This window comes from Candidatus Methylacidiphilales bacterium, assembly GCA_028713655.1.
Taxonomy (GTDB): domain Bacteria; phylum Verrucomicrobiota; class Verrucomicrobiia; order Methylacidiphilales; family JAAUTS01; genus JAQTNW01.
The window spans coordinates 14,061-37,008 of the sequence record JAQTNW010000012.1; the positions used below are offsets into that span (position 1 = coordinate 14,061).

The 22,948-nt window shown below is 55.7% G+C and carries 18 protein-coding genes; 12 read left to right on the forward strand and 6 right to left on the reverse strand.

Features of this window, described 5'->3' with window-relative positions:
* Positions 1–192: 192 nt before the first annotated feature.
* On the forward strand, positions 193–984 hold the full coding sequence (locus tag PHD76_05465; protein MDD5261281.1) for a hypothetical protein: 792 nt from the start codon (positions 193–195) through the stop codon (positions 982–984).
* 4 nt (positions 985–988) lie between these two features.
* On the opposite strand, the gene PHD76_05470 is transcribed toward PHD76_05465, so the two are convergent.
* The 3 genes from PHD76_05470 to PHD76_05480 all read right to left on the reverse strand — a co-directional run bounded on the left by PHD76_05470 (position 989) and on the right by PHD76_05480 (position 2,532).
* The gene (locus tag PHD76_05470) at positions 989–1,435 is read right to left on the reverse strand and encodes a type II toxin-antitoxin system VapC family toxin (protein MDD5261282.1); all 447 of its coding nucleotides are present in this window, start codon (positions 1,433–1,435) and stop codon (positions 989–991) included.
* Positions 1,432–1,671: a hypothetical protein gene (locus tag PHD76_05475; GenBank protein ID MDD5261283.1), complete on the reverse strand. Its 240-nt coding sequence runs from the start codon at positions 1,669–1,671 to the stop codon at positions 1,432–1,434. The genes PHD76_05470 and PHD76_05475 overlap by 4 nt, the downstream gene beginning before the upstream one ends.
* A gap of 69 nt (positions 1,672–1,740) precedes the next feature.
* Positions 1,741–2,532: an SUMF1/EgtB/PvdO family nonheme iron enzyme gene (locus PHD76_05480; protein ID MDD5261284.1), complete on the reverse strand. Its 792-nt coding sequence runs from the start codon at positions 2,530–2,532 to the stop codon at positions 1,741–1,743.
* 67 nt (positions 2,533–2,599) lie between these two features.
* On the opposite strand from PHD76_05480, the gene PHD76_05485 reads away from it, so the two are divergent.
* From PHD76_05485 to PHD76_05510, 6 genes are all read left to right on the forward strand, one after another.
* Positions 2,600–3,979, forward strand: coding sequence for an efflux RND transporter periplasmic adaptor subunit (locus PHD76_05485; GenBank protein ID MDD5261285.1), 1,380 nt, complete (start codon positions 2,600–2,602; stop codon positions 3,977–3,979).
* A gap of 45 nt (positions 3,980–4,024) precedes the next feature.
* Positions 4,025–6,175 (forward strand): biotin/lipoyl-binding protein, encoded by a 2,151-nt coding sequence (locus PHD76_05490; GenBank protein MDD5261286.1) that lies wholly within the window; start codon positions 4,025–4,027, stop codon positions 6,173–6,175.
* A 342-nt stretch (positions 6,176–6,517) separates the two neighbouring features.
* Entirely contained in the window at positions 6,518–8,023 is a 1,506-nt protein-coding gene (locus tag PHD76_05495) for a hypothetical protein (GenBank protein ID MDD5261287.1), read from the forward strand.
* Positions 8,023–9,690, forward strand: a complete 1,668-nt coding sequence (locus PHD76_05500; protein ID MDD5261288.1) for a hypothetical protein — start codon at positions 8,023–8,025, stop codon at positions 9,688–9,690. The genes PHD76_05495 and PHD76_05500 overlap by 1 nt, the downstream gene beginning before the upstream one ends.
* A 35-nt stretch (positions 9,691–9,725) precedes the next feature.
* On the forward strand, positions 9,726–11,714 hold the full coding sequence (locus PHD76_05505; GenBank protein MDD5261289.1) for a hypothetical protein: 1,989 nt from the start codon (positions 9,726–9,728) through the stop codon (positions 11,712–11,714).
* Positions 11,715–11,805: 91 nt separating this feature from the next.
* Positions 11,806–13,623, forward strand: coding sequence for a TolC family protein (locus PHD76_05510; protein MDD5261290.1), 1,818 nt, complete (start codon positions 11,806–11,808; stop codon positions 13,621–13,623).
* A gap of 87 nt (positions 13,624–13,710) precedes the next feature.
* Here PHD76_05510 and PHD76_05515 read toward each other — a convergent pair whose 3' ends face one another.
* The 3 genes from PHD76_05515 to PHD76_05525 form a co-directional block, all read right to left on the reverse strand.
* Positions 13,711–14,208 carry an FHA domain-containing protein gene (locus PHD76_05515; GenBank protein MDD5261291.1) on the reverse strand — a complete coding sequence of 166 codons (498 nt, stop codon included), beginning with the start codon at positions 14,206–14,208 and terminating at the stop codon, positions 13,711–13,713.
* A 292-nt stretch (positions 14,209–14,500) separates the two neighbouring features.
* A complete protein-coding gene (locus PHD76_05520) occupies positions 14,501–14,977 on the reverse strand; it encodes a DUF5069 domain-containing protein (GenBank protein MDD5261292.1) in 477 nt (158 codons plus the stop codon).
* A gap of 303 nt (positions 14,978–15,280) precedes the next feature.
* Complete coding sequence (locus PHD76_05525; GenBank protein ID MDD5261293.1) at positions 15,281–16,513, reverse strand: PQQ-binding-like beta-propeller repeat protein; 1,233 nt, start codon at positions 16,511–16,513, stop codon at positions 15,281–15,283.
* 262 nt (positions 16,514–16,775) lie between these two features.
* Here PHD76_05525 and PHD76_05530 point away from each other — a divergent pair, with 262 nt between their 5' ends.
* The 5 genes from PHD76_05530 (at position 16,776) to PHD76_05550 (ending at position 22,947) form a co-directional block, all read left to right on the forward strand.
* Entirely contained in the window at positions 16,776–18,230 is a 1,455-nt protein-coding gene (locus PHD76_05530) for a PQQ-like beta-propeller repeat protein (protein ID MDD5261294.1), read from the forward strand.
* Positions 18,227–19,255: a hypothetical protein gene (locus PHD76_05535; protein ID MDD5261295.1), complete on the forward strand. Its 1,029-nt coding sequence runs from the start codon at positions 18,227–18,229 to the stop codon at positions 19,253–19,255. Before PHD76_05530 ends, PHD76_05535 begins: the two co-directional genes overlap by 4 nt.
* A 181-nt stretch (positions 19,256–19,436) precedes the next feature.
* Positions 19,437–19,985: a hypothetical protein gene (locus tag PHD76_05540; GenBank protein ID MDD5261296.1), complete on the forward strand. Its 549-nt coding sequence runs from the start codon at positions 19,437–19,439 to the stop codon at positions 19,983–19,985.
* Positions 19,982–21,247 carry a 4Fe-4S binding protein gene (locus tag PHD76_05545; GenBank protein MDD5261297.1) on the forward strand — a complete coding sequence of 422 codons (1,266 nt, stop codon included), beginning with the start codon at positions 19,982–19,984 and terminating at the stop codon, positions 21,245–21,247. Before PHD76_05540 ends, PHD76_05545 begins: the two co-directional genes overlap by 4 nt.
* Complete coding sequence (locus tag PHD76_05550; protein ID MDD5261298.1) at positions 21,244–22,947, forward strand: PQQ-binding-like beta-propeller repeat protein; 1,704 nt, start codon at positions 21,244–21,246, stop codon at positions 22,945–22,947. The genes PHD76_05545 and PHD76_05550 overlap by 4 nt, the downstream gene beginning before the upstream one ends.
* Position 22,948: the final 1 nt, after the last annotated feature.

Here is a 22,948-nt window from a genome sequence, read left to right on the forward strand (position 1 = left end):
GCAAAAATTGAACCGCTGACTCCAACATTCGTCGCGAGCAGGAAGGCGCTTTCAGCTCTCAGCTTCGTCTCTGAATTCCACATTTTATATCTTCTTTTCCTCCGTGTCCTCCATGTCTTCGTGAGAGAAATGTGTTTTGCGTTTTCCCGAAACTCTATTGACGATTCCTCCCTCGCGGTATAAGAAGTCGCCATGTCCGCTTCCAAACAACCCCAGCCTTCCCCCAATGCCGCCACGGTCATCAGCCTGAATGATGTCGCGGAGCGTTACCTTCAAGTTTACCAGCGGCTCTTCGACATCGCCTGCTTCTGCCTGGCCAGCTTCCGCAAGATCAACGAGGAAGACTACGACCAGATGGCCCAGCAAAGTTCCGTCATGCCCAAGATCCAGAGCCGGATGGATTTTGAACGCGCCAAGGATGCGACCCAATTTTGGATGGCGCGCAACACACTTTCGGAAGCCCTCTCGACCATTGTCCCGCTTCTGGAGGATTGCCGCACCGTTTGCGCGCTTTGCGATTACAAAATGACCGGCAAGGCCGACCCCGCCCTCGTGGAAAAAATCACGGGCCCGGACCGCCAGCAATTCCTGCAACTTCCGATTCCCGAAAAATTCGCCCAGTTGAAGAAAAAATACGGCATTGAATCCGAGTTGGAAGATCACGTGCAGTCACTGCTGGACCTGACCAAGGCGCTTGTATTGAAAGACGGCAAGCTCACGAATGAGGAAGCCAGGAACGGCAAGCTCACGCTCAAACTCAGAATGATCACCGTCATGCAGGCGCCCGCGCAGTCGCAGGGCGGCGAACCCATTCTCGGCCTGACCCGCCGCATGACCGACCATGTCCGCGACATCGCGGTTGGGGATAAGATCGAACTCAGCCGCGCGGAAGCGATTGGCGGGTTGATCACCATCGCCGGATTCCTGGCCACCATGCTTCAAGGCGTGCAGGCGTATGCCAAGAAAGTCGGCGCGTCGGAATAACTCCTTATCGAGGGGCCTTCGGAATAATGTCGATGCCCTTTAGCCCGAAAAAGGCGGCGGACGCCAGCAAATGCCGGTCGTGCGAATAAATTTCCCGAAAGCCCTGTTCGGAAGCGCATGTCAGGTGAAGGGCGTCCGCGCTTCTGCAATAGACGTTAGGCGGCAGTGTTTGGAGGCGGGCGCAGGCGGAACTTATCAATGCGTTTGAAACTGGAAAATAAGTCCAGACCTCCTGGGCGTCATCCTGTGCGAAAAAACTTAATGCTTTTTGGAGGCCTTCCGCATCTATCGCATTTTCGCGCTGGTGTCGTTTAAAGGCCGCGACACATTCGATTTTTGCCAGCGAAAGGCTGCAACAGCCGCGGGCCTTTTGAACCAATTTCAAAACTTCAGCGGAACCGTGTTCCAACAGATAGCAGCGCACGATATAGTTGGAATCGAGATAGATCATCCGCGATCACGGTCTTCCGAGATTATTTTCGAGGAGTCCATGCTGCCGGGTTTGACGCGCACAAGTTCTTTCAGCGTGCGGCGCGGAAAGGAGCGCCCGGCCAATTGGCTGCCGTTGGCGGACTGTAAAATGGCGATCCGTTGTCCCCGCTCGGTGACCGCAAGAGGTTCCGTCTGGGCGCTGCGGACATAATGTCCCGTCCGGGTATGGAGCTCGCGAATTGAAATCGTTTTCATGTGTCCAATGTGACACATTGAATGCAGAAAGTCAATCTGCAGTAGCTTGGGCGTCCCGCCCAAGGCTTTTTATTTTTTAGGAATAGCCGACGAAGTTGTTGCAGTCGGCAGAGGCGGGGGTTCGGGCGGCTTGGGCATTTCAATGACCAGCCTGAATCCATACACCGGCAGTTGCAGATCGGGCACATTCCCGATCCGGTTGGAGAGCAGCAGATCGCCCGGATCTTTCATCCGCCAGGACGCCCCGCGCAGGATGCGGTAATCAGGCGAACGATTGTAGGTGTCCTCGCACCATTCCCAGGCGTTGCCGCCCAGGTCAAAGAACCCCAATTTGTTCGCCGGAAAACTCCCGACCGGCGATGTGTAGGGGTATTTGTCCACCTGCAAACTGGGCGAATAATTGCCGCAGCCGGGCGGAGGCGGCCAGTCTTTGCCCCAGGGATAAAGCGCGTTGTCTTCGGCTGCATAGCCCGTTTCCTCACCAGACGGAGACAGCCCCGCCGCACGGCTCCATTCGATATCGCTGGGCAGGCGATAAAACCAGTCGGCCGGCAGTTTGCCCGAGGCATGCTCCACTCCCGTCAGCCAATACGCGAAGGCCTTGGCGTCCTCCCAACTGATGTTGACCGCAGGATCGTTGGGGGTTTGGACGAACGGCGGTTTGGTGCATTTACGGCCGGTGGCGGAGACGAAAGCATTGTAATCGCTGACCCGGCATTTCCAGATGCACATGAGGACGGAGGTGCCGGGCACCTTTTTGAAGTGCAGGCCCATGCTGTTATCGAAATCATTGGTTTCCGCGCCGGCGAGCTTTGCGCAGAGCAGCGGAATCAGGAGCAGGGTTGACAAAAATCTTGGCATGGTTAGATAAGAAACATTTCCAAGGGGTTTTGGTCAATAGCGTAATCCCGGCCCCATCATTTTATTTATGCCGTCATCACCCGCACCTTCCAACGCCGCGCTCATGGTGGCGCTGGACCTTCAACTCCAATTAAATGAGCAGACCCGGCAGCAGCCGGCGGCGATGCTATTTTGCAACGAACTGGCCTTTCATTTCAAATCCGCCCGCGCGTCGCTGGCCTGGGTGCGCGGCGAGGAACTCCACCTGCTGGCCACCAGCCACAGCAACAAGTTCGAGGAGCGTTTCCAGGCGGCGCGTGATCTGATTTCCGCCATGCAGGAATCCGCCGACCAGGACGCGGAGATCGCCTGGCCGGAGGAAAAGGACTCGCCGTTCATCGCGCGTTATCATGAAGCCTACTCCCGCAAGCACGGCGCTCGGCATCTTTTGTCCCTGCCGGTGCGGCTTGAAAACGAAGTCCAGGGTGTGTTAGCGCTGGAACGGCAGGACCGGGCTTTCAGCGCGGAGGAACTGGATGCGCTGCGCCTGATCTGCGATTTGAGCGCGCGGCGGCTCGGGGATTTGGAGCGCACCGGGCGTTCCTGGTGGAAGCCCGGCGAAGTACGCGCCCGGCGCTGGCTCTCGCGCTTCCTCGGCCCGGAACGCACCCTGCTGAAGTTTGGCGCCGTTGCCGGGGCGTTGTTTGTGCTTTTCATATTCCTGATCCCGCTGCCCTACCGCGTGGGCGGAGATTTTACGCTCAAGACGCGCACGCTCTTGAACCTTCCGGCGCCGTTCGATGGTTATCTCAAGCATGTGGATGTGCTGGCGGGCGACCCGGTTTCCAAATCGCAGCCGCTGTTCGGCCTGGACGCGGAGGAACTGCATTTGCAGGAGGCGGAAACGCTGGCCAACCGGCAGCGGAGTGATAGTGAAGCCCAACTCGCCCAGGGTGACAGCCGGGTCAGCGACATGCACATCAAGTTCGCCCAGGCCTCGCAGGCGGACGCCAAGCTGGGCCAGATCCGCCTGAATCTCGCGCGCGCGGAAGTGCGGGCCCCGTTCGACGGCGTGGTGGTGGAAGGCGACCTGCGCGACAAGCTCGGCGCACCGGTGAAAAAAGGCGACATCCTGATGCGGGTCTGCCGTTTCGAGGACCTCTATATTGAAGCCGAACTCCAGGAACGCGATGTGCAGGACATCCGGGAAGGCGCGGCGGGCTGGGTGCGTTTTGCGGGGCGACCAGGCGAGAGTTACCGCATCATCGTTGAGCGGGTGGAGCCTGCGGCCGTGGCCAAACCAAAGGGCAATGTTTTTCTCGTCCGTTGCCGTCTGGCCGATCCGCCTGCATCCTGGTTTCGACCGGGCATGAGTGGCAGCGTCCGCATGAAGGCGGGCTGGCGCAGCGCCTGGTTCCAGGCCACGCATCGCCTGGTGGATTTCATCCGGCTCAAACTCTGGTGGTGAGGATGAACCTGTACACGCAAACCGCAATACGGGGGGATTAAGGGCATGGGCGCGCAAATGTTCAGCGAGGCGTGGCACCGCGTGGCGGCAAGCCGTGCGCAACTCAATCCGGCTGCCGAGGTTTCGCGCCAGACATTCCGCGGTGAAATCTGGTACGTGATCCGCGACCCGTTCAGCAACCGCTTTTTCCGCCTGCAAAGTTCCGCCTGGAATTTTCTGGCCCGATTGCGCACGGACCGGACCATCGACCAGGTTTGGCGCGAGTGCCTGGAGTTGTTTCCCGGCGATTCCCCCGGGCAGCAGGATGTGATCCGGCTGCTGGCACAGCTCACCGAGGCGAATCTCATGGTTTCGGATCTTCCGCCGGATGCGGGCAAGCTCTACGAACGCCGCCGGAAGGCCGATGAAAAGGAACTTGGCAGCAAATGGCTGAATTTCCTTTTTTTGCGCATGCATCTGCTGGACCCCAATCCTTTCCTGGAACGCTTGTTGCCCTGGTTCCGCCCGTTTTTTTCGCGCTGGTTTTTTGTGGTCTGGCTTTTGCTGGTGCTCAACGGCGTGAAGCTGGCGCTCGAACATTGGGACGCTGTCCGGGACCAGTCGCAGGCCATTTTTTCACCCTCGAATTTTTTCCTGTTTTATTTTTGCGGTGTCCTGACAAAATTCTGGCACGAACTCGGCCATGCGCTGGTTTGCAAGCGCTACGGCGGCGAGGTGAGAACGTTCGGAGTGATGTTGATGATCCTGACTCCCCTGCCCTATGTGGACGTGTCTTCGAGCACGGGTTTTACCGATTCGCGGCGTCGGATGCTGGTGGCGGCTGCGGGCATGATCTTTGAATTCTTTCTCGCCGCCCTCGCGATGCTGGTATGGGCCTCAACCGGGCCCGGCATGATCAACAGCATGGCCTACAACATCGTGGTGCTGGCGTCGGTGACCACCCTGCTTTTCAACATCAACCCCCTGCTCCGCTTTGACGGCTATTATATCTTCAGCGACTGGGTACAGATTCCAAACCTGGGCCAGCGCTCCACACTGCATCTGAAATATCTGCTCGAGCATTATGTCTTCCGCTCCCGTTTTGCGGTCGGCGTCGCGAGATCGCCCGCCGAGGCGCGCTGGCTTGGCGTTTATGGGGTAACCAGCGGCTTGTATCGCATTGTTTTGTTGTGGAGCATTTTCTTCGTCCTTGCGGAACATTTTTTGGGCCTCGGATTGGTGCTGGCCGCCGTGACCGTGGTGCTTTGGGTCGTGGTCCCGTCCGTCCGCTTCGTGCGATATATCCTGCACGATCCCGTGCTTGAGGCGGTCCGCTCGAGAGCAATCACACTAACATTTGGCGGGCTGGCCGTGATCCTGGTCTTTCTCTGGCTGATCCCATTCCCCAATCATTTTCGCGCGGACGGAGTGGTGGAAGCCTCGCGTTATGCCCGTATTTTTGCGGAGTCGGAAGGGCGCGTGGAAAAGATTGTCGTGCCCTCGGGTGAGGTCGTGCACAAAGGCGACTTGTTGATGGTTCTGTCCAATCCCCAGCTCGATTGTGACATCGAAGCCGCGAACGCCCAGGTGCGCGAGTGCGAGGCTCGCCTGCAGGGTGTGACCATGGAGGCGCGGGTGGAACTGCAACCCGCCGAGTCGGAAATGGACGCTGCCCGAGGAAATCTCAAACGCGCCGAAAGCCTGAAGTCGCGGCTGGAAATACGCGCGCCGTTTGACGGCGTCTGGGCGGCCCCCGGCGTACAGGACACCCTGGGCGCGTGGATGCAGCGGGGGAACCAACTCGGCGAGGTGATCGATCCCGCCGCGTACCGTTTTGTTGCTGTTGTCAGCCAGCAGCAGGCGTCGGAACTGTTTTCCAAACGTTTGCGCGGCGGCAAGGTTCGTTTGCGCGGCCAGAGCGGCACGGCCCTGCCCGCCAGGCAGTTCCGGATTGTGCCGGCGGAACAAAAAATCCTGCCCTCGGCGGCGCTGGGCTGGTCGGCCGGAGGTGATGTGAAGACGGAAAAAAATGACGCCAGCGGATTGAAAGCCGAGGATCCGTTCTTTCTGGTCTATGCCGATTTGCAGGCGCGTCCAGGCATTGCCCTGATGCAGCGCCGGACCGGGGTACTGCGCTTCGACCTCAAATGGGAACCGTTGCTCAGCCAGTGGAGCCGGAGCCTGCGACAGGTGTTTCAGGAAAAAATCCGGAACTAACCCGGATGGTTTACTGGTCTGCGCGAAGGGCAAAAAGAAGCTTCCGCGACAAGCTTCGTGATGAACTGCTGAACCGGGAAATTTTTGGTTCTCTGTTGGAAGTCAAAGTGCTGGCCGAGCAGTGGAGAATCGTATATAAGCAATAACGTCCGCACAGCTCGCTGGGGTATCAAACCCCTCAGGAGTTTGCGGCAGAGCTGCCAGACTCCGCTGCGGCCTATAGCCTACGCTGTGTCTGGCAGCATGAACAACAACATCAACCAAGGGATCAAACTATATTTTTGATCTGTCCCACTTCCGGGGTCAGGGCAAACGACCCTTTGTTTGGAAAGATTATCGTGTATGAGTAATATTCAATTTCAGCAGATCAGTTTAGCAGTGGTAGTTTTAGGTATCAGCATAATTTTCTACTTCAATCATCAATCTGCGAAAAAAATAGCGGCAGAACTACACTCTCAGCAAGAACGGTTGTCTGCTATTGAAAACTGTGTGGGGCGTTCAAAGGTAGATATCGGTGAAGATGTACGTAGTATTAGCGGCAAGATCGAAAGCATCCGCTCCGACGGGTCGGGCATCAAAGCAAATCCATTTTTAGCAAAGAGATCTGCCGAACTCGGTCATCAAGCCCAGAATAATGGCGATACCGATTTGGCGCTGGTGTATTTCCTGAGTGCCATTAACCACAATCCATCTGATGTTCAAAACCTCAAGTACTATGAGGAGGTGCTTAGAACCAAGAAAAATGCAACTCAGGAGGAGTGGGAAAAGTGGAAATCCATACTTGATCTATGTCTTTACCAAGTCCATCCGGACGCCATCAATGAGGTTTTGGCCATGAGCCAAGGTGCGGAGCAATGGCTCAAGAACAACGCGGAAATTGCGAATGCAACTGTAAAACCACTGGATTTAGCCGCGGAACTGAAGGCGATTCTCGATGATCCAAATAGCCAACTCACCAGCTTCAAGGGATCTCGGTCTAGGTTGAAATTGCTTGAGCAATTAACGGAAGAAGCCTCTTCCAACGGCAAGACGGAAATTATATCGGATTTGGATGGTGCCTTAGAGAAAACGCGCACTATTGTAACTGCATATGAGTCGGTGGAAGGCTTGCAAAATCTGCTCAAGAACGTGGAACCGATGGTCGCAACAGGCAGGGAAGATGTTGTTCCTCTATTGCGAACTGCCGAGGTTTTACTGGGACAACTGTACGCTCTTAACTCTTCTGATTTGAGCGCCAATGTAGTTCAGGAGAGGGATAGCGCAGCTAACGATTACAAAAATCTTTTAGTAGTTTTTACAAAAGCGCAATCCGAAAAGAATTTTAAAGAACTAAAATATATTCTCGATGCTTGGAAAATGAGGCCGTTGCAGTCAACTGCCCATCCCGCACTTGCTAATAAGGAAAAAGGCGCAATTTCAAAAAATATTGTGGAGTTGGAAGATATTGTGAATGATGCCAGTCAACACCTTGGGCAAATCCAAAATCCAGAAATCCAGCGTCAAGGCCAAGATGAAATAAAGCGAGTCCTCGGCGATGACTCTTGGCTCAAGTCGGAGCGATTGCGGTTGTATAATCTCTGGTCAATAAAGTTACTTGATAACGCCTTTTATTATAAAATCAACTCCAACGATGATCTGGGGAAAGTGTTTGATGATCTGAAAGTGATTGACCCGGGTCTGCTAAATCCTGACGCGATGAACCTTTATCAAGCAGTCGTCGAGCAACTGCTTAGTAACGAGGTAAACAATCAAATCAAAGAGAAGGTTACAAAAGACCCAATTGGGGTTAAACATGAAATGCGCAAAAAATTAGCTTACTCACCAAAAATCAAGCTGGAGCAATTCTGATGCGTTTCTTTTACTTCGGAACAGCTGTTTTACTGGCTTGTGCACATTGTCAGGCATGGAATGTCGCGTCGCCATCAAGCCTGAATGCATTAGCAGTAGGGTCGAGCACTACAGTTTTATCCAGCCAAGGCGCTGAGTTGGCGGTCGCCAAATCAATTGTGCGGCCAACTTTGCTTAAGGGAACATTAGGCGAAACCGTCGCTCAGGGAGTTGTTGGAAAAATTTTACTAACGCAAGGCAAATGGCAAAGCCTCACGCCTCGTTTGGCTCCCCAAGGGATCGATCATCTTTTTGTAAAATTTGACTCAAATATGCAACCTCGCTCACTGCTCATCGGAGAGACCAAATATGGAACCTCTAAGCTGGGCATTACGTTGACTGGTCAACAAATGTCCAGGCCTTGGTGTGCATCCCGCTTGCGAACACTTGCCGCTTATTACCGCCAAGCTGCGAATAACCTCGAATCTGATAGGCAACCTCATGAATTGGCTGCCGCGCCGATGAAGAAACTTGAAATCGACTTACCCTTGTCTGACTCAAAATCTATTCACTTAGCACGGGATACCGATGGTTGGCGCATTTTCGAATCTAGTCCTATTCGCAAGTCACCCGTTGTAATGCTGCGACGCCTGGCTGATTTTTATGAACGTATGGCCGAAACCGGTGCCTATCGACGCCTGCTCTTTTCTGTTGAATTCAATGGAGATTCATTCAATTTGACTGCGAGCAAAATCGGAGGCAGTGGACCCCTTGCGGAAATCCAAAGCCTTCCCAAGCCTATTCCGGTTATAAATCCAGCGCTCTTCCGCGAGGGGCTGGCATCAGAACTGACCGCTGCTGGCATTCCAAAATGGCAAGCAACTCATCTTGCCAATAATATTGCTAAAAACCAAGGAAACCTCTCACTCTTGCTTGATCAAAACATGACGCCAAGGATGTACAGCCTTCTACGTGAAAGCAAGGTAGCTGCAATCACGGGGCTGATCTTGGCTCCGTTGGATGCACTAGGCCAATATAATTCAACGGGGAGGATCGATGCCTATACTGTCATGTCGAATATGACTTTAGGAGGAGCTTCGAGCTGGGCGGGCGTTTATGTAAACGATTCCTTACTGGAGTCAAATCTTTTTAAGTCACCATACGTCAATTCCCTAGGTTGGGGACGATTGAGTGGGGCGGCTCCAAGTCTCCGGGGGTTGTTGCCCTCGATGGCCTCAGGAATTGTAGCTACTACTATTTTTTCCTACGGGGGGTATTTCTTAGGGTACTCTAATTTGCAGGAAGCCCATAAAAACATGGTGGCTGGTAGCATTGGAACAGTTGCCTCGTTTGGAGCTGTAGATACAACTCTCTTTTGGGTGGGGACATATGGGACAGCATCGACAGGAACTGCAATTGCTTCATTGGGTGGGGCGGCGGCAAGTAATGCCAGTTTCGCATGTTTAGGAGGAGGTTCTGTAGCTGCTGGAGGATATGGAATGCTTGGTGGCACTTTAATCTGTACAGGGATCGGACTTGTCGTTGCAGTGGCTGTAATTCCCGCTGTGTATTACGGTTTTCACTGGTGGGAGAAAAGGCAGGATAAAGAGTTGATTCGCCTACAGCTTGAGGATTTGCGTGATCGCTATAGCAAGGCAATTCCTGCTCTCGAAGCGGTTCAGAATTAAAGCGCGTAATCCTGGCTAAAAAATCAGCTATAACCATGAGCAACCCACGCCTTTACCGCAATTACCGGCGTCTGAATGTCCGCGAACAACGCAGGAACTATCAGGGACCGGATTCCTGGGCATTTTCGTTCCACGGTATTTTCAAGCGCAGAAAGACGGTGCTGGAAGGATTGATGGCCCGGGCGTCCCGCGTGCTGGAACGCAGCAGTGGATTGGAATCGGCGCCAGCTTCGGAACTGGCTGACATGGCGGAGAATCTCAGGCCGCAGTTTGTCAGGGATGAAGTACCCGAGGAAGCCTTGATCGAAGGCCTGGCCTGTACCTCGGCTGCGGCGTTTCAAGTACTCGGCTTGAGGCCGCATCCGGTCCAGGTTGCGGGCGCACTGGCGCTTTTCCAGGGGTGTCTGGCTGAAATGGCCACGGGCGAGGGCAAAACCCTGGTCGTGGCGCTGGCGGCGGCCTTGCGCGGATTGACACGCCTTCCCTGTCATGTTGTAACCGCCAACGATTACCTTGCCGCGCGCGACAGCGCCGATCTGGCCGGATATTACCGGCTGTTCGGCCTCAGGGCCGCCGCAGTGACGGGAGAAATGGCCCCAGAGGAACGCCAACACGCCTACGATGCCGAGATTGTGTACACCACGCCGAAGGAGATGTTGGCGGATTTTTTGAGGGACCGCCTGATCATGGGCCCGCCGTATGATCCCACCCGCAGACATCTCCGGATCGTGGCCGGACTGCCCGAACGCGCGCAGGGCGTGGTGATGCGGGGCCTGCATTGCGCCATCATCGACGAGGCCGACAGCGTGCTCATCGATGAAGCTGTCACACCATTGATCATCAGCCGTCCGTCCCGCGACAAACAGTTGATCGAGGCAACGGTAATGGCCAGGGATTGGATCGCAGCGCTGCGTCCCGGTGTGGATTACGAGGTGGATTTTCAGTTTCGCGACATCATTCTCCCGGAAGCCACTTTGCGCGCGCTGGACGCAGCCGCGGAAAAACTCCCGCCGGGCTGGCGGAACCGCGACCGCTTGGAGGAAGTGTTGAAGACCGCTCTCATCGCCCGCGAACATTACCACTCCGGCATCCATTATGTGATCCAGGAGGGCAAGGTGGGCCTGATTGACGAATTCACGGGAAGAATCATGGCGCATCGCACCTGGCAGCAGGGCTTGCACCAGGCGGTCGAAGCCAAGGAAGGATTGGAAATTTCCCCGCCCAACGAAACCGCCGCATCGATGAGTTTTCAACGATTTTTCCGCTGCTTTCCGGAATTGTCAGGGCTATCCGGAACCGCAAAAGAATCAAAGGGAGAGCTGTGGCAAATTTATCATCTACCGGTGCTTGCCCTTCCAACGAATCGTCCGGTGCGACGCATCCAGCATCCCACAAAAATCTTCGGTGATGCGGAGCAGAAATGGCGGGAGGTCGTGTCGGAAATCCGCCGCGTGCATGAAAGCGGCAGGCCGGTGCTGGCTGGTACGCGGTCTGTAGAAGCCAGCGAGGAGCTAGGCAGGCGTCTTGGGCAGGAAGGCATTCCATTTCGTTTACTCAACGCGGTGAGACACGGAGAGGAAGCTGAAATTATCGCCCAAGCCGGTCTGGCGGGCTGTGTGACCATTGCCACCAACATGGCGGGGCGCGGCACCGACATCAAACTCGGCCCCGGAGTTGCCGAGGCGGGCGGGCTGCATGTCATTGCCACGGAACGGCACGAAAGCGGGCGGATCGACCGGCAATTGTCCGGCCGCGCAGGGCGGCAGGGAGATCCCGGCAGCGCCCGATTTATCTTATGCCTTGAGGATGATTTGTTGAAAAAGCATCTGCCCGCTCCGCTGCGACGCATGCTCGGACACCGAATCCAGCCCGAGGGCCAGTCCTCTGCCTTGCTTGAGGGAGTTTACTCGCTGGCCCAGAATTCGGCCGAACGCATGGCCACCCGCGCCCGCAAACGGCTTTTGAAAGAGGACAACTGGCTCGAAGAAAACCTTGCCCATGGCGGAATTGCGCCCGGAAAATGAGCCGGTAAAAAGGTTTTGCCCCCTACTCAGTACAGTTGACAAATTCTGAGTATAAGCTGAACTTCGTGTCCGGTTATTTAGGATACTACTCATGGACCCCGAAAGCGACAGTGTACAAATGCAGCGTCCCGGCAGTGGCCGGAAATGGATCTTTGTTGTTGCCGGAGGCACGGTGCTGACCCTGCTGTTCATGTCGTCCCTGCTACTCGCCCAGACCTATCACAAGCCGCAGCCCTCCGCCACCCAAGGGATCAAACATGTGCCAACGACCACGGACAAATCCTCGGTCGAGCAGGTCCAACAGGGTGTACCGCCGACTCTTTCCCCCGTCGCCACGGAAATTCAGAGCACTGAAACCGCGACCAACTCCCAGCCTGTGGCTCCGGCCTCTGAATCAAAAGCATCGGCTCCCGAGGAACATTATTACACTCTTCCCGAACCCAGTCCCATGCCGGTGCGCCGGGTGGCCATTGCCGAGGCAATAGCAGAAGCCCTGCAAAAGAATTTGGATGTCAAAATCAAGGCCATCGACAAATCGATCGGCGGGGATTTGATCCGACAGGCGGACGGCCAGTTCAACCCGACGTTTAAAGTCGAGGGTAGTTACGAGGACATCGACCGTCCGCAGAACACCCAGGATTTCATCTCCACGGGCGGCACGCTGCTGGGGCTTTCACGCGACCCTCGCATTTACGAGGAAAACAATTACCACGCCAAAGCTTCGCTGGAAGGGCAGTTGCCGATCGGCACCAAGTACGAATTGTTTTCCACTTTGGATGTTTATAAAAATACCCTGAACACCACCAGTCCGCTGGCTCTTTTTGCACCGGAGTGGCAGAGTTTTTCCGGAGTCAACCTGACCCAGCCGATATGGAAGGGTTTTGGAACGGACGTCAACCTCGCCCAGGTGCGCGTGGCGCGGGCCAACAAACAAATTTCCGACCTCGAATTCCGGTCGCAGGTGCTTGAAACCGTGGCTTCAGTGCTGCAGGCATATTACGACATCACCTATCTGTCGGAAGATTTCCGGCTCAAACAGGAGGAATGCCAACTCGCGCGACGCTTGACTGAGGAAAAGCGGCGCCTCCTTGAAAAAGGCCAGGCCACCGCAAGGGATCTGAACCGCGCCGAAACCGTGCTGGCCCAGACCATCGAAGAAATGACACAGTCGGAAAACAAACTGCTGGAGCGCCAGACCCAGTTGTTGGCGCTGATGGCAAACGTCGATCCAGCTTCGCAGCCTGTCCTGCTCGAACCCACCAGCGAGATGCCGGTTGGGCTGCCCGTCCTCGACGTGCCCACGTTGATCAATGAAGCCTTGAGCCATCGCCCGGAATACATCGCAGCGAAATACAAGGTGGAGCGTGAGAACGTCAAACTGATCTATGCGGAAAACCAGCTGTGGCCGCAGCTCGATTTCAAGGGCACAGCGGGCTACAACGGCCTGGCTGCGGGCATAACCAGATCCTACGATCTTGCCTTTAGCGGTCAGGGACCGCAGTGGAGCGCCGGCTTCGTCTTTTCCATACCGTTGGGCAACGACACCGCGATCGGGACGCGCGATGAAGCCCGCAAGCGCAAGGAAGAGGCGCTCTTAATGCTCGAACAGGTTGAGAATAATACGACCCTGGGCGTGCAACAATTTGCCGCCGTTGTTCATAGCAACCTGCAACGCCTCGACGCCATGCGCCTTTTCCACCGCAACGCGGAAAAAGCCCTGGACGACGAGGAAATCCGGCTGGAAAAGGGCCTGACAACCGATTTGGAGCTTTTGAAATTCAAAAGGGACCTGACCGACGCCCGCACACGTGAAATGGCCGCCCGCGCCGACGTGAACAAAGTCCTCGTACGCCTCTATCAGATCACCGGCACCCTGCTCGACCGGGAAAATATCCTCATTGGAGATTAGGTTTCCGGCAATCCGCTAACTGGCAAGTATGAGTTCAGAATCAGGAACTTGCAGTCCCTCAAAGGTGTGGAGCTCATTTCAGTCAAATCAGCCTACACGGAAAAACAACCTGCCAATGAGAATGTATTCCCCTTTTTGAACAGATGTGGGGCTCTTGTCCAAGGGCTGCTTCTTTTCCCTGGTCATGATGAAAGTGCCATTGGTCGATCCCATGTCAAAGGCCAGAAGCTTTGATTCATGCACCGTAAGGGCGCAATGCAATCTTGAGACCGAGGGATGGTTGATCAGCAGACAAAGTCCATCCAGCAATTCAGATGCCGGCCTTGTTCCAATGTAAAGCCAATGTCCGCTGGGGATGGGAATTTCAACCGGGCAATGGGGCGCCTGCTTGACGGATTGCAGGATAAGTTTGTAATCAACCCCCGCTTTTTGTGGAACCTCAGACGGCTGCAATCCGGGAAGATCCTCGCACAACCTGGCTGCCGACTGAGCAAGGTCCTGAAGAGGCATCTTTTGCGTTGGGATGTCTTCCGGATAGAATATACGGCGAGTCGAACGATTATGGATCGGCAAGATGGCAGGCATGATTTTTTCCCTATTTTCACTCCCCTAATGAGCGGCTTGAGTATTGATTTTATTTAAGCATGTTGCGTTCCAAAAATGTCTTTAGTCGCAATCTTTTCTTCTTTATTTCTTCTTCCTGGCAGGACTCCCCCCAATTTATTCACTTCCCACTGGATGGCCTTCCCGTAAAGAAGGAAAATCATCCCTTACTATTATAGCCCAGTTTGGAAGGATCTGAAAAATTATTGAAAAAACTTTCCTGTTGGTCTGCCAGAATGCAAAGAGACCGCCCGTATCCGGGCTGTGGCGTTAATCACTTCGCACCGTTTTTCTTTGCTCGAATTTGAGGCTTGAAACTCTCGCAGTCGTCGGCCTCGAGCCAGTCGAACGTGGTGCTCCTTTCAGGATTCAGTCCAAGCCTCGCGCAGTTTTTAATGAAGAAATCGCGCTTTTCCGGATTTTCCATGAGGCTTTCCGCTTCGATTTCATCCGACCATGTTTTGACTTCCGACGGCGTTTTCGGCGTTCCGTTGGCAAGCAGCCAGGCGCCGACATCTTCGTAGTTTTTGGAGCATTGAATGGCAGCCTTGAATTGCTTGCCGGTGATGCCCTTGAAGGTGAAGAGCACATTGTCCAGCGGGCAATCGTAATGATATTCACCAAGTTTTCCCGCCAACTCAGCGCGGCATTTGTCAATGGTACGGCTTGCTATGACGAATCCGGCGATTCGATTGCGCGGACTGTGGGGAGCTTGCTTGGTCAAGTCTTGGGCGGTGATGGTAGTGCTCATAATTATGATGCTCTTCTGATTTAATTTTAAGGTTGGGGCTGAACTTTCCCCTTTTACCTAGATTACGGCAACATCGGGCCTCCGATATGGGGTGTTGTCCTAACAGGTAATTCCGCCGGTATCGGCACAGTGACCCGCAAAATGGCCATACAGCCATAGTGCCGGCAAAGTTGCCCTGATGGCCTTCTCCAAACCGGCTTTCCAGTTTTCTTGCGGTGATAAAAAATGATTCCCTGCTCCGTGCCGACATTGCCCCATGACAAACAGGCAATGTCCGATTGCGAATGACATCAAAGGGGTTTTTTAAGGCGCCGAAACATCGATGCAGGCGCCCTCTTCGGAACTGCGTACGTAAATACAGCCGTTGCTCACAGCCGGAGTGGACCTGCAATCGCCCTTGACCACCGTGAAGCGGCCCAATTCCTTGTAAGCATCGGGCGCGGGTTCAACAACAACGAGGTCGCCTTTGTCCGACAGCGCGAGAACCTTGCCGCCGGCAACGATGGCATTGCCCTGGCCGAAGCCGGACTGAACCCACATGACCTTGCCCGTGGCAATTTCCACGCACTTGAGCGGGCCAACTTTTTCCTGTTTAAAACTGAACATTCCATAGAGGTAACCGTCTCTGCAAACCGGTGTACTCCAATGGTTGGCCACTTCGAGATTGCCGGGAGTCTGCCACAACTGCGTCGCGGTGAAGCCGGATCCTTGCCGGGCGATTTTACAAGCGCCGCCCCCCACATCGTAACCGGCCGAGCAATAGACAATGTCCCCGCTGACCACAGGGGAAGCCGCAGTGGATGTTTTAAACTTGTAGGGAAACTTCCAAAGCAACTTGCCGTCCTTTGTCGAGAGCGATACGAGCCCGCTTTGGCAGAAAAAAATCACCTGTCGTTCGCCCAAAATGGTGGCCAGGACTGGCGTCGCGTGGGTGATCGCCTCGGTGCCGGTTTTCCAGCCAAGTTCCCCGCTTTTTTTGTTGAAGGCCAGCAGGGACTGGCCATCACCGCCGCCCATGACGAAAACCAGATCGCCATCGATCACTGGCGAAGCCGCGCTTTCCCAGCCGATATTGTGTGCCGCATATTCCTTGATAAGATCATGCGTCCAAAGGGAATTGCCCGTCGCTGCATCAAGGGCATGCAGCACCAGATCCTTGGTCAACACGCAAACAACTCCATCGCTCTCGGCAGGTGTCGAATTGCCATTGCCCACCCCCAGATCCGCAAACCACAATTCCTTGCCTGTGGCCGGGTCGAGAGCCACGCAAACCTCGTGGGAAGCGCCGTTGATGGATCTCTCCACTTCAGTAAAGACCTTGCCGCCGCAAACTGAAAATGAGCCGAAACCGGATTTTGTCGGGACTTTCCACAGCACCTTGGGAGGGCTGGCGGACCAATTCAGGTTCAAATTCTCCGTTGAAACGCCATCGGTGACTGAACCCCGGTATCCGGGCCAGTCTGCGGCCTGAATCACAGCAGGCTGCAGAGAGCACAGAAAGCCGATAACTGCGTAAAGGAGGGAGCGTGTTTTCATGGTTTTGAGGTAATGAGGTTTTTAGTCTTGTAAACTTGCTTTATATTAATTAATCTAATGAGTGGATGCGGGATCATATGCCTTATATTTCTAATAGTTCCATTGCTGCATCCGCTGTCATCTTAACGGACGCCTTCAAACAGATTCCGTCCAGCAATGCCTCGTTCATTACCCGCATTCTCATACCGCAGCAATCAATTTCTGCACCCCATTTGACAAACCTCAACCCGCAATCAGGCGCCCGTCCCGGTAGGGATATTTCATGCCTGAAGAATCTGGCACACCCGGCGCCTGCCAATCCATTATGACTACCCCGCAACCGAATAACTCATGGCGGCTGCAGATCCTCACCGCCCTGATTCTTTGCACCACGCTTGGTGCTGCGTTGGTCTTCATTCTCCGAGATAGCCGCCTGTTATCCGAATCCATCAAGGAACGGCAACCTGGAATGGACCGCAATAGTACGCCGGGACAAGCCGATCAATCGTCCCCGTTTCTCTCCGGCAAGCTCATCGACGGCGCAGGGTTGCCGGCAACGCTGCCCGGCGCATGGCCCCGGTTTCGAGGACAGAACGGCGATGGCATCGCCTCCGACAACGTCAGCATAGGCCAAAAATGGACGCCGCTCTGGGGGGTTGACCTTGGCGAAGGCTACGCCGGCGCGGCTATACGTGACGGGCGGGTGTACGTACTGGATTACGACCAGAAAAATTTTGCCGATGCGTTACGCTGTCTGTCTCTGGCCGATGGCAGGGAAATCTGGCGCTTCTCCTACCCCGTGAAGGTGAAGCGCAATCACGGCATGAGCCGGACAACACCGACACTGGCAGGCAAATATGTCATCTCACTCGGCCCAAAGTGCCACGTTGTCTGCGTCGATGCCACAACCGGACAATTTGTGTGGGGCATCGACCTTGTGAAGGAATACAACGCCGAGGTCCCGGAATGGTACGCCGGGCAGTGCCCGCTTGTAGATGGCGACCACGTGATCCTTGCGCCAGGAGGCGACGCGTTGATGATCGCGGTTGAATTGGCCACCGGCAAAGTCATATGGAAAACAGCCAATCCGCACGATTGGAAAATGACACACTCATCGATTGTACCGATTGAGTTTGCCGGCAAGCGCCAATACGTTTATTGCGGCAGCCACGGTGTGATAGGCGTGGCGGCCAACGGCGGCGCGGTGTTATGGGAAACGGACAAATGGGTCATCTCGATCGCCACGATCCCCTCGCCCGTTTACCTCGGCGACGGAAAGCTTTTCTTCTCCGGTGGTTATAATTCCGGGGCCAAAATGCTGCAACTCAGGGAGATCGACGGCAAAATTGCACCTGTGGAATTGTTCAGCCTTGCCGCAACCACATTCGGCGCAACACAGCAGACACCGATTCTTTACCAGAACCACCTCTACGGCGTGCGCCCCGACGGCCAGTTGACCTGCCTTGACTTGGCGGGCAAGGTGCTTTGGACCAGCGGAAGCAAGGACAAGTTCGGTCTCGGTCCGTTCCTGATCGCCGATCGTAAACTGTTTGTGATGAATGATGAAGGTGTGCTGACACTAGCCGAGGCAAACCCTGAGGAATATCGTCCCTTAGTGAAAAATCGCGTGCTCAACGGTCACGACTCTTGGGCGCCGATGGCGCTCGCGGGCAGCCGTTTGCTGGTTCGCGACCTGACACAAATGGTTTGTCTTGATATCACGGGAGGCAAGCCATGAAAAACAATGCAGAACTCAACCGCCGCAGTTTCCTGGGTGTCGCCGGCATAAGCCTGTTGGGCCTGACAGGCCTCACCGGTTGTACAAAACGCGGCAGCGGCTCAAAAACCGAAAAGCCGCCGCTCGATTCGCGATTCACGTACGACGTCAGCCAGTTCGAACACACCGATCCCGCATTATTGCTCTACCGGGAAACCGAATCCATCCCGGCCGGATTAGAAGACCCGAAATGCCTCGCCATCGGCCCGGACAACTCCGTTTTCATCGGAGGCGACAGCGCTGTGAAACAATTCGATCATACCGGCCAACTCCAATCGACTATTGCGCTCGCTGCCACGCCGTTCGCCCTCTGCGTCACTCGCGCGCGGCTCTGCGTTGCACTGAAGGATCACCTGGAGATTTTTGACGGCAATGGCAAGCCGATGACCCGCTGCGAATCACCCGGCGATAAAACCTACCTCACCGGTGTTGCCGACGCCGGAGACGCCATCTACCTGGCCGATGCCGGCCATCGCGAGATCATTCGTTGCGACTCGAACGGCAAACCGCTCAGCCGGTTCGGACACCGTGGCAACGGCAATCCCGGATTTGTGATTCCAAGCCCATACTTCCATGTATTGTTAGGTGGCGACGGTCTGCTCTGGGTCAACAACCCCGGTCGCCACCAGATCGAAGCTTACACCACCGACGGCAAGTTTGAACTCGCTTGGGGCACACCCTCGATGGCAATTGAAGGATTCTGCGGTTGCTGCAATCCAGTCTATTTCACACGCAGGCGCGACGGCAAATTCGTCACCAGCGAAAAAGGCCTGAACCGGATCAAGATTTACGACGCAAAAGGCACCTTCGAGGGCGTCGTCGCCGGGCCAGAACTCCTCGTGAAGGATTTGGACCTTGCAAAAAAAGCGTGCGCCGATTGCCAGGTCGGTTTCGGATTCGACGTCGCCTGCGATTCCAACGGACGCGTGTTGGCACTCGATCCCGCGACAAAAAACATCCGCATTTTCACGCTGAAAACCGCATGAACACCCAGCCTCAAACCCGTCGTAAATTCCTCGAGACCGCGCTTCGCACTGCATTGCTCTGCACGGCGGGCTTGGTTGGGATAGTCTTGTTTCGCCGCCGTGAGAACTGCACATCCCTCGGCGGGTGCGGCGGCTGCAATGTTTACGCCGATTGTTCATTGCCATGGCGGAAGGATAGACAATGAACCGCCGCGATTTTTTCCGCAACATGATCCGCGGCGCAACTGTATTGGGGTTGGGTGGCGTGTTCGTCGATTTGGTCCGCAAGGTGAAGGCTGATGGCACAGTCTGGCAGATTGATCCATGGAAATGCATTCAATGCGGCCGCTGCGCGACCGAGTGCGTACTCGAACAGTCCGCGGTCAAGTGCGTCCACAGTTTTAACATGTGCGGTTACTGCCGGTTATGCACCGGCTACTTCGAGCCTCAACCGAACAAGCTCAATACCGCCGCCGAAAACCAGCTCTGTCCGACCGGCGCGATCTTCCGCACGTTCGTGGAGGACCCGTATTATGAGTACACAATCAACGAATCTCTCTGTGTCGGCTGTGCCAAGTGTGTCAAGGGATGCACGATGTTCGGCAACGGTTCTCTCCACCTCCAAATCCGCCATGACCGCTGCCTCAACTGCAACGAATGCTCGATCGCCCGGGCCTGTCCTTCCGATGCCATCCACCGCGTCCCGGTTGCGCAGCCGTACAAATTCAAAAGCCGGGAGTCAACCTCATGATCCTGTTTCTTGCCGCACAGCGCTTTCCGCCTCCCGAATTCAGCGAGACCGGCCATAAGCTGCCGGGCTTTAACACTCCGCTGCCGCGCGGCCCATGGCTGGAGCACCTCGATGTCATCGTGCTGCTGGCCGCTCTGGCACTGGCGGCGTGGCTGGCGTTGCGGCGCCGCTCACGGCGCGGCCTTGTGGCGCTCGGGATTTTTTCGTTGTTGTACTTCGGATTCTGGAGGAAAGGTTGCATTTGTTCGATCGGCAGCATCCAAAATATGGCGCAGGGGCTCGCTGATTCATCATTTGGCGTGCCTGCAACGGTGTTGGCATTCGGGCTGGCTCCGCTGGTGTTCGCCTTGCTGTTCGGGCGCGTATTTTGTTCGGCGGTCTGTCCGCACGGGGCATTGCAGGATTTGATGTTGATCAAACCGGTCCGGGTGCCGGTGTGGTTGGAACACGGGTTGCGGCTGATTCCATACATTTATCTCGGGCTGGCGCTGGTTTTTGCGGCCACAGGCGGCGGGTATATCATCTGCCAGTACGATCCGTTCGTGACCATTTTCCGCTTAAGCGGCAGCGTATTGATGGTGGCGTGCGGCATTGGATTGCTTGTTCTCGGCATGTTTGTCGGACGGCCGTATTGCCGGTTCCTGTGTCCGTACGGCGTACTGCTCGGATTTGCATCAAGCGTTTCGAAGTGGCGGGTCCGGATCACGCCGGACACCTGCACGCAATGCAGGTTGTGTGAACAGTCCTGTCCCTTCGATGCAATCAACAAATCCACCATTGATGCGCCGTCGCGCTCGATGACGACGGACAAACGGCTGTTGGCGGCGATGATTCTGCTGCTGCCGGTACTACTCATCGCAGGCGGGCTGCTTGGCGGAGTAACGGGGAAAAATCTGGCGCGCAAACACCGGATCGTGAACCTGGCCGAGCGGGTTTATCTTGAGGAAACCGGCAAGGAGTCGGGCACAACGGATGCATCGGCGGCGTTCCGTGTGACCGGTGAGCCAGTGGAGAATTTGTATGCCGACGCGCGGACAGTGCGAGACCGGTACGTGTTGGCGGGCCGGTTGTGCGGCCTGTGGATCGCACTGGTCATCGGAGGCAAACTGATCATGCTGGCAATCCGCCGAAAACGCCACGATTATGAAGCCGATCAAACCCGGTGCCTCGCTTGCGCACGCTGCTTCACAGATTGTCCACAAGAACTGCAACGGCTCGGGCTGTCTGTGCCCGAAGGTGTCCCACTGGCACCTCCCTTATGAACGAAAAACAACGTCGGTCCATTTATAAGCTCGCACTACCGCTCACGACAGCGGCGGGGTTGTTTATCCTCTTGTTCAGCGGACTGCTGGCATTTAACGAGGTGCGCGGCAAGGTTGCTACCCTGGTCAACTCAAAACAGGTCGTCCGCCTCCATGACGAACTGCGCAGTAGGCCAAAGGACGAAGCGTTGAAGGCGCAAATCCGCAAACTCGATCTCAAACTGCGCAAGGAAACGTTTTACCGGCTCCAGCTTTCACACGACACCGCGCGCATACTGCTCGCAGGTCTGGTTGTGTTTCTGGCAAGTGCCCATTTTGTGCGGACATCGCGCCGTCGCTTGCCGGATCTGCAGGCGTGGGGCGCGCGCAAGGCAGCGGAGGAGAAGCGCACAATGACGCACGCCAGGTACGCGGTGGCCTGCATCATCGTGATGGTTTCGGTAACCGCAGTCGCCCTCTCGACGGAGCCGGTCAAACTGCCGGAAGCAAGTCCCGCCTCGCCGTCCGTTGCCACAGTGTCGGCTTTTCCGTCCGCGGATGAGATGCAGCTGCAGTGGCCATCATTCCGCGGCCCGAACGGATCTGGCATCGCGCCAAAAGCCACCGTGCCCGTTACATGGAACGGAAAGAGCGGGACAAACATCCGTTGGAAAACCGCGGTGCCCTTGTCCGGGTCGAGTTCGCCTGTGGTCTGGGACAAGGCCGTGTTCGTGACAGGCGCTGACGAAACGCAGAGCAGCGTGTTCCGCTTCGACGCCGATTCCGGCGCGCTTCTGTGGTCAGCCACGATCAAGCTCCCGGGTGGCGCGCGCCCTCCAAAACCGCAAGTTAACACCGAAACGAGTTTGGCCGCGCCAACGCCGGCCACCGACGGCCGGCGTGTTTATGCTTTATTCCCGACGGGTGAGATTGCAGCCTTTGATTTTTCCGGCAAACAAATCTGGGCGCGCAACATCGGTCCGCTGGAAAATTCATACGGATATGCCGCGTCACTGGCAATTTGTCAGGACCGGTTGCTGATCCAGATCGACTGCGGCCAGCCCGAGGACGGCAAGTCGAAGATGCTGGCGCTCAACACACAAACCGGCCAGCCGCTTTGGGAAACCAAACGTGATGTTGCCGGCTCATGGTCGTCTCCGATTGTGGCTAATATCGACGGCAAACCACAGTTAATCACTTGCGCCAACCCGTTCGTTATCGCCTACAACCCGGTTGACGGAAGGGAACTCTGGCGGAACAAATGCCTCGACAGCGATGTCGCGCCATCACCAATCGTGTCCGGCAACATGGTCGTAGCCACCGCGCCGAACAACAACATTGTCGGACTGCATCCCGGAGCAAAGGACCTCTCATGGAAAGTCGAGGAAGATGTACCGGATGCAACCAGCCCCGTTAGCGATGGCCAGCGGCTGTACATCATCAGCGGGGCAGGAATGCTAACCTGCTACGGCCTGCAGGGCGGCAAATCCGTCTGGACACACCAACTTGACGGCACCTTCTATGCATCACCCACGATCGCAGGCAACGCGTTGATTCTTGTCAACCAAAAGGGCGCTTCATGGGTGATCGAAACCGGTAACGCATACAAGGAACTCGGCAAGGGTGAACTTGGCGAGGAATGTTTCGCCAGCCCCGTACCGCTTGGCAAACGCATCTTCCTGCGAGGCAAGGAAAACCTGTTCTGTATCGAGAGCAAATGAT

Bases quoted from the DNA above. Each gene is read 5' to 3' on its own strand.
- PHD76_05470 (MDD5261282.1), bottom strand. From the start codon at position 1,435: ATGATCTATCTCGATTCCAACTATATCGTGCGCTGCTATCTGTTGGAA.
- PHD76_05505 (MDD5261289.1), top strand. From the start codon at position 9,726: ATGAGCAACCCACGCCTTTACCGCAATTACCGGCGTCTGAATGTCCGC.
- PHD76_05515 (MDD5261291.1), bottom strand. From the start codon at position 14,208: ATGCCTGCCATCTTGCCGATCCATAATCGTTCGACTCGCCGTATATTC.
- PHD76_05495 (MDD5261287.1), top strand. From the start codon at position 6,518: ATGAGTAATATTCAATTTCAGCAGATCAGTTTAGCAGTGGTAGTTTTA.
- PHD76_05490 (MDD5261286.1), top strand. From the start codon at position 4,025: ATGGGCGCGCAAATGTTCAGCGAGGCGTGGCACCGCGTGGCGGCAAGC.
- PHD76_05525 (MDD5261293.1), bottom strand. From the start codon at position 16,513: ATGAAAACACGCTCCCTCCTTTACGCAGTTATCGGCTTTCTGTGCTCT.
- PHD76_05545 (MDD5261297.1), top strand. From the start codon at position 19,982: ATGATCCTGTTTCTTGCCGCACAGCGCTTTCCGCCTCCCGAATTCAGC.
- PHD76_05530 (MDD5261294.1), top strand. From the start codon at position 16,776: ATGCCTGAAGAATCTGGCACACCCGGCGCCTGCCAATCCATTATGACT.
- PHD76_05520 (MDD5261292.1), bottom strand. From the start codon at position 14,977: ATGAGCACTACCATCACCGCCCAAGACTTGACCAAGCAAGCTCCCCAC.
- PHD76_05550 (MDD5261298.1), top strand. From the start codon at position 21,244: ATGAACGAAAAACAACGTCGGTCCATTTATAAGCTCGCACTACCGCTC.
- PHD76_05510 (MDD5261290.1), top strand. From the start codon at position 11,806: ATGGACCCCGAAAGCGACAGTGTACAAATGCAGCGTCCCGGCAGTGGC.
- PHD76_05475 (MDD5261283.1), bottom strand. From the start codon at position 1,671: ATGAAAACGATTTCAATTCGCGAGCTCCATACCCGGACGGGACATTAT.
- PHD76_05485 (MDD5261285.1), top strand. From the start codon at position 2,600: ATGCCGTCATCACCCGCACCTTCCAACGCCGCGCTCATGGTGGCGCTG.
- PHD76_05465 (MDD5261281.1), top strand. From the start codon at position 193: ATGTCCGCTTCCAAACAACCCCAGCCTTCCCCCAATGCCGCCACGGTC.
- PHD76_05500 (MDD5261288.1), top strand. From the start codon at position 8,023: ATGCGTTTCTTTTACTTCGGAACAGCTGTTTTACTGGCTTGTGCACAT.
- PHD76_05535 (MDD5261295.1), top strand. From the start codon at position 18,227: ATGAAAAACAATGCAGAACTCAACCGCCGCAGTTTCCTGGGTGTCGCC.
- PHD76_05540 (MDD5261296.1), top strand. From the start codon at position 19,437: ATGAACCGCCGCGATTTTTTCCGCAACATGATCCGCGGCGCAACTGTA.
- PHD76_05480 (MDD5261284.1), bottom strand. From the start codon at position 2,532: ATGCCAAGATTTTTGTCAACCCTGCTCCTGATTCCGCTGCTCTGCGCA.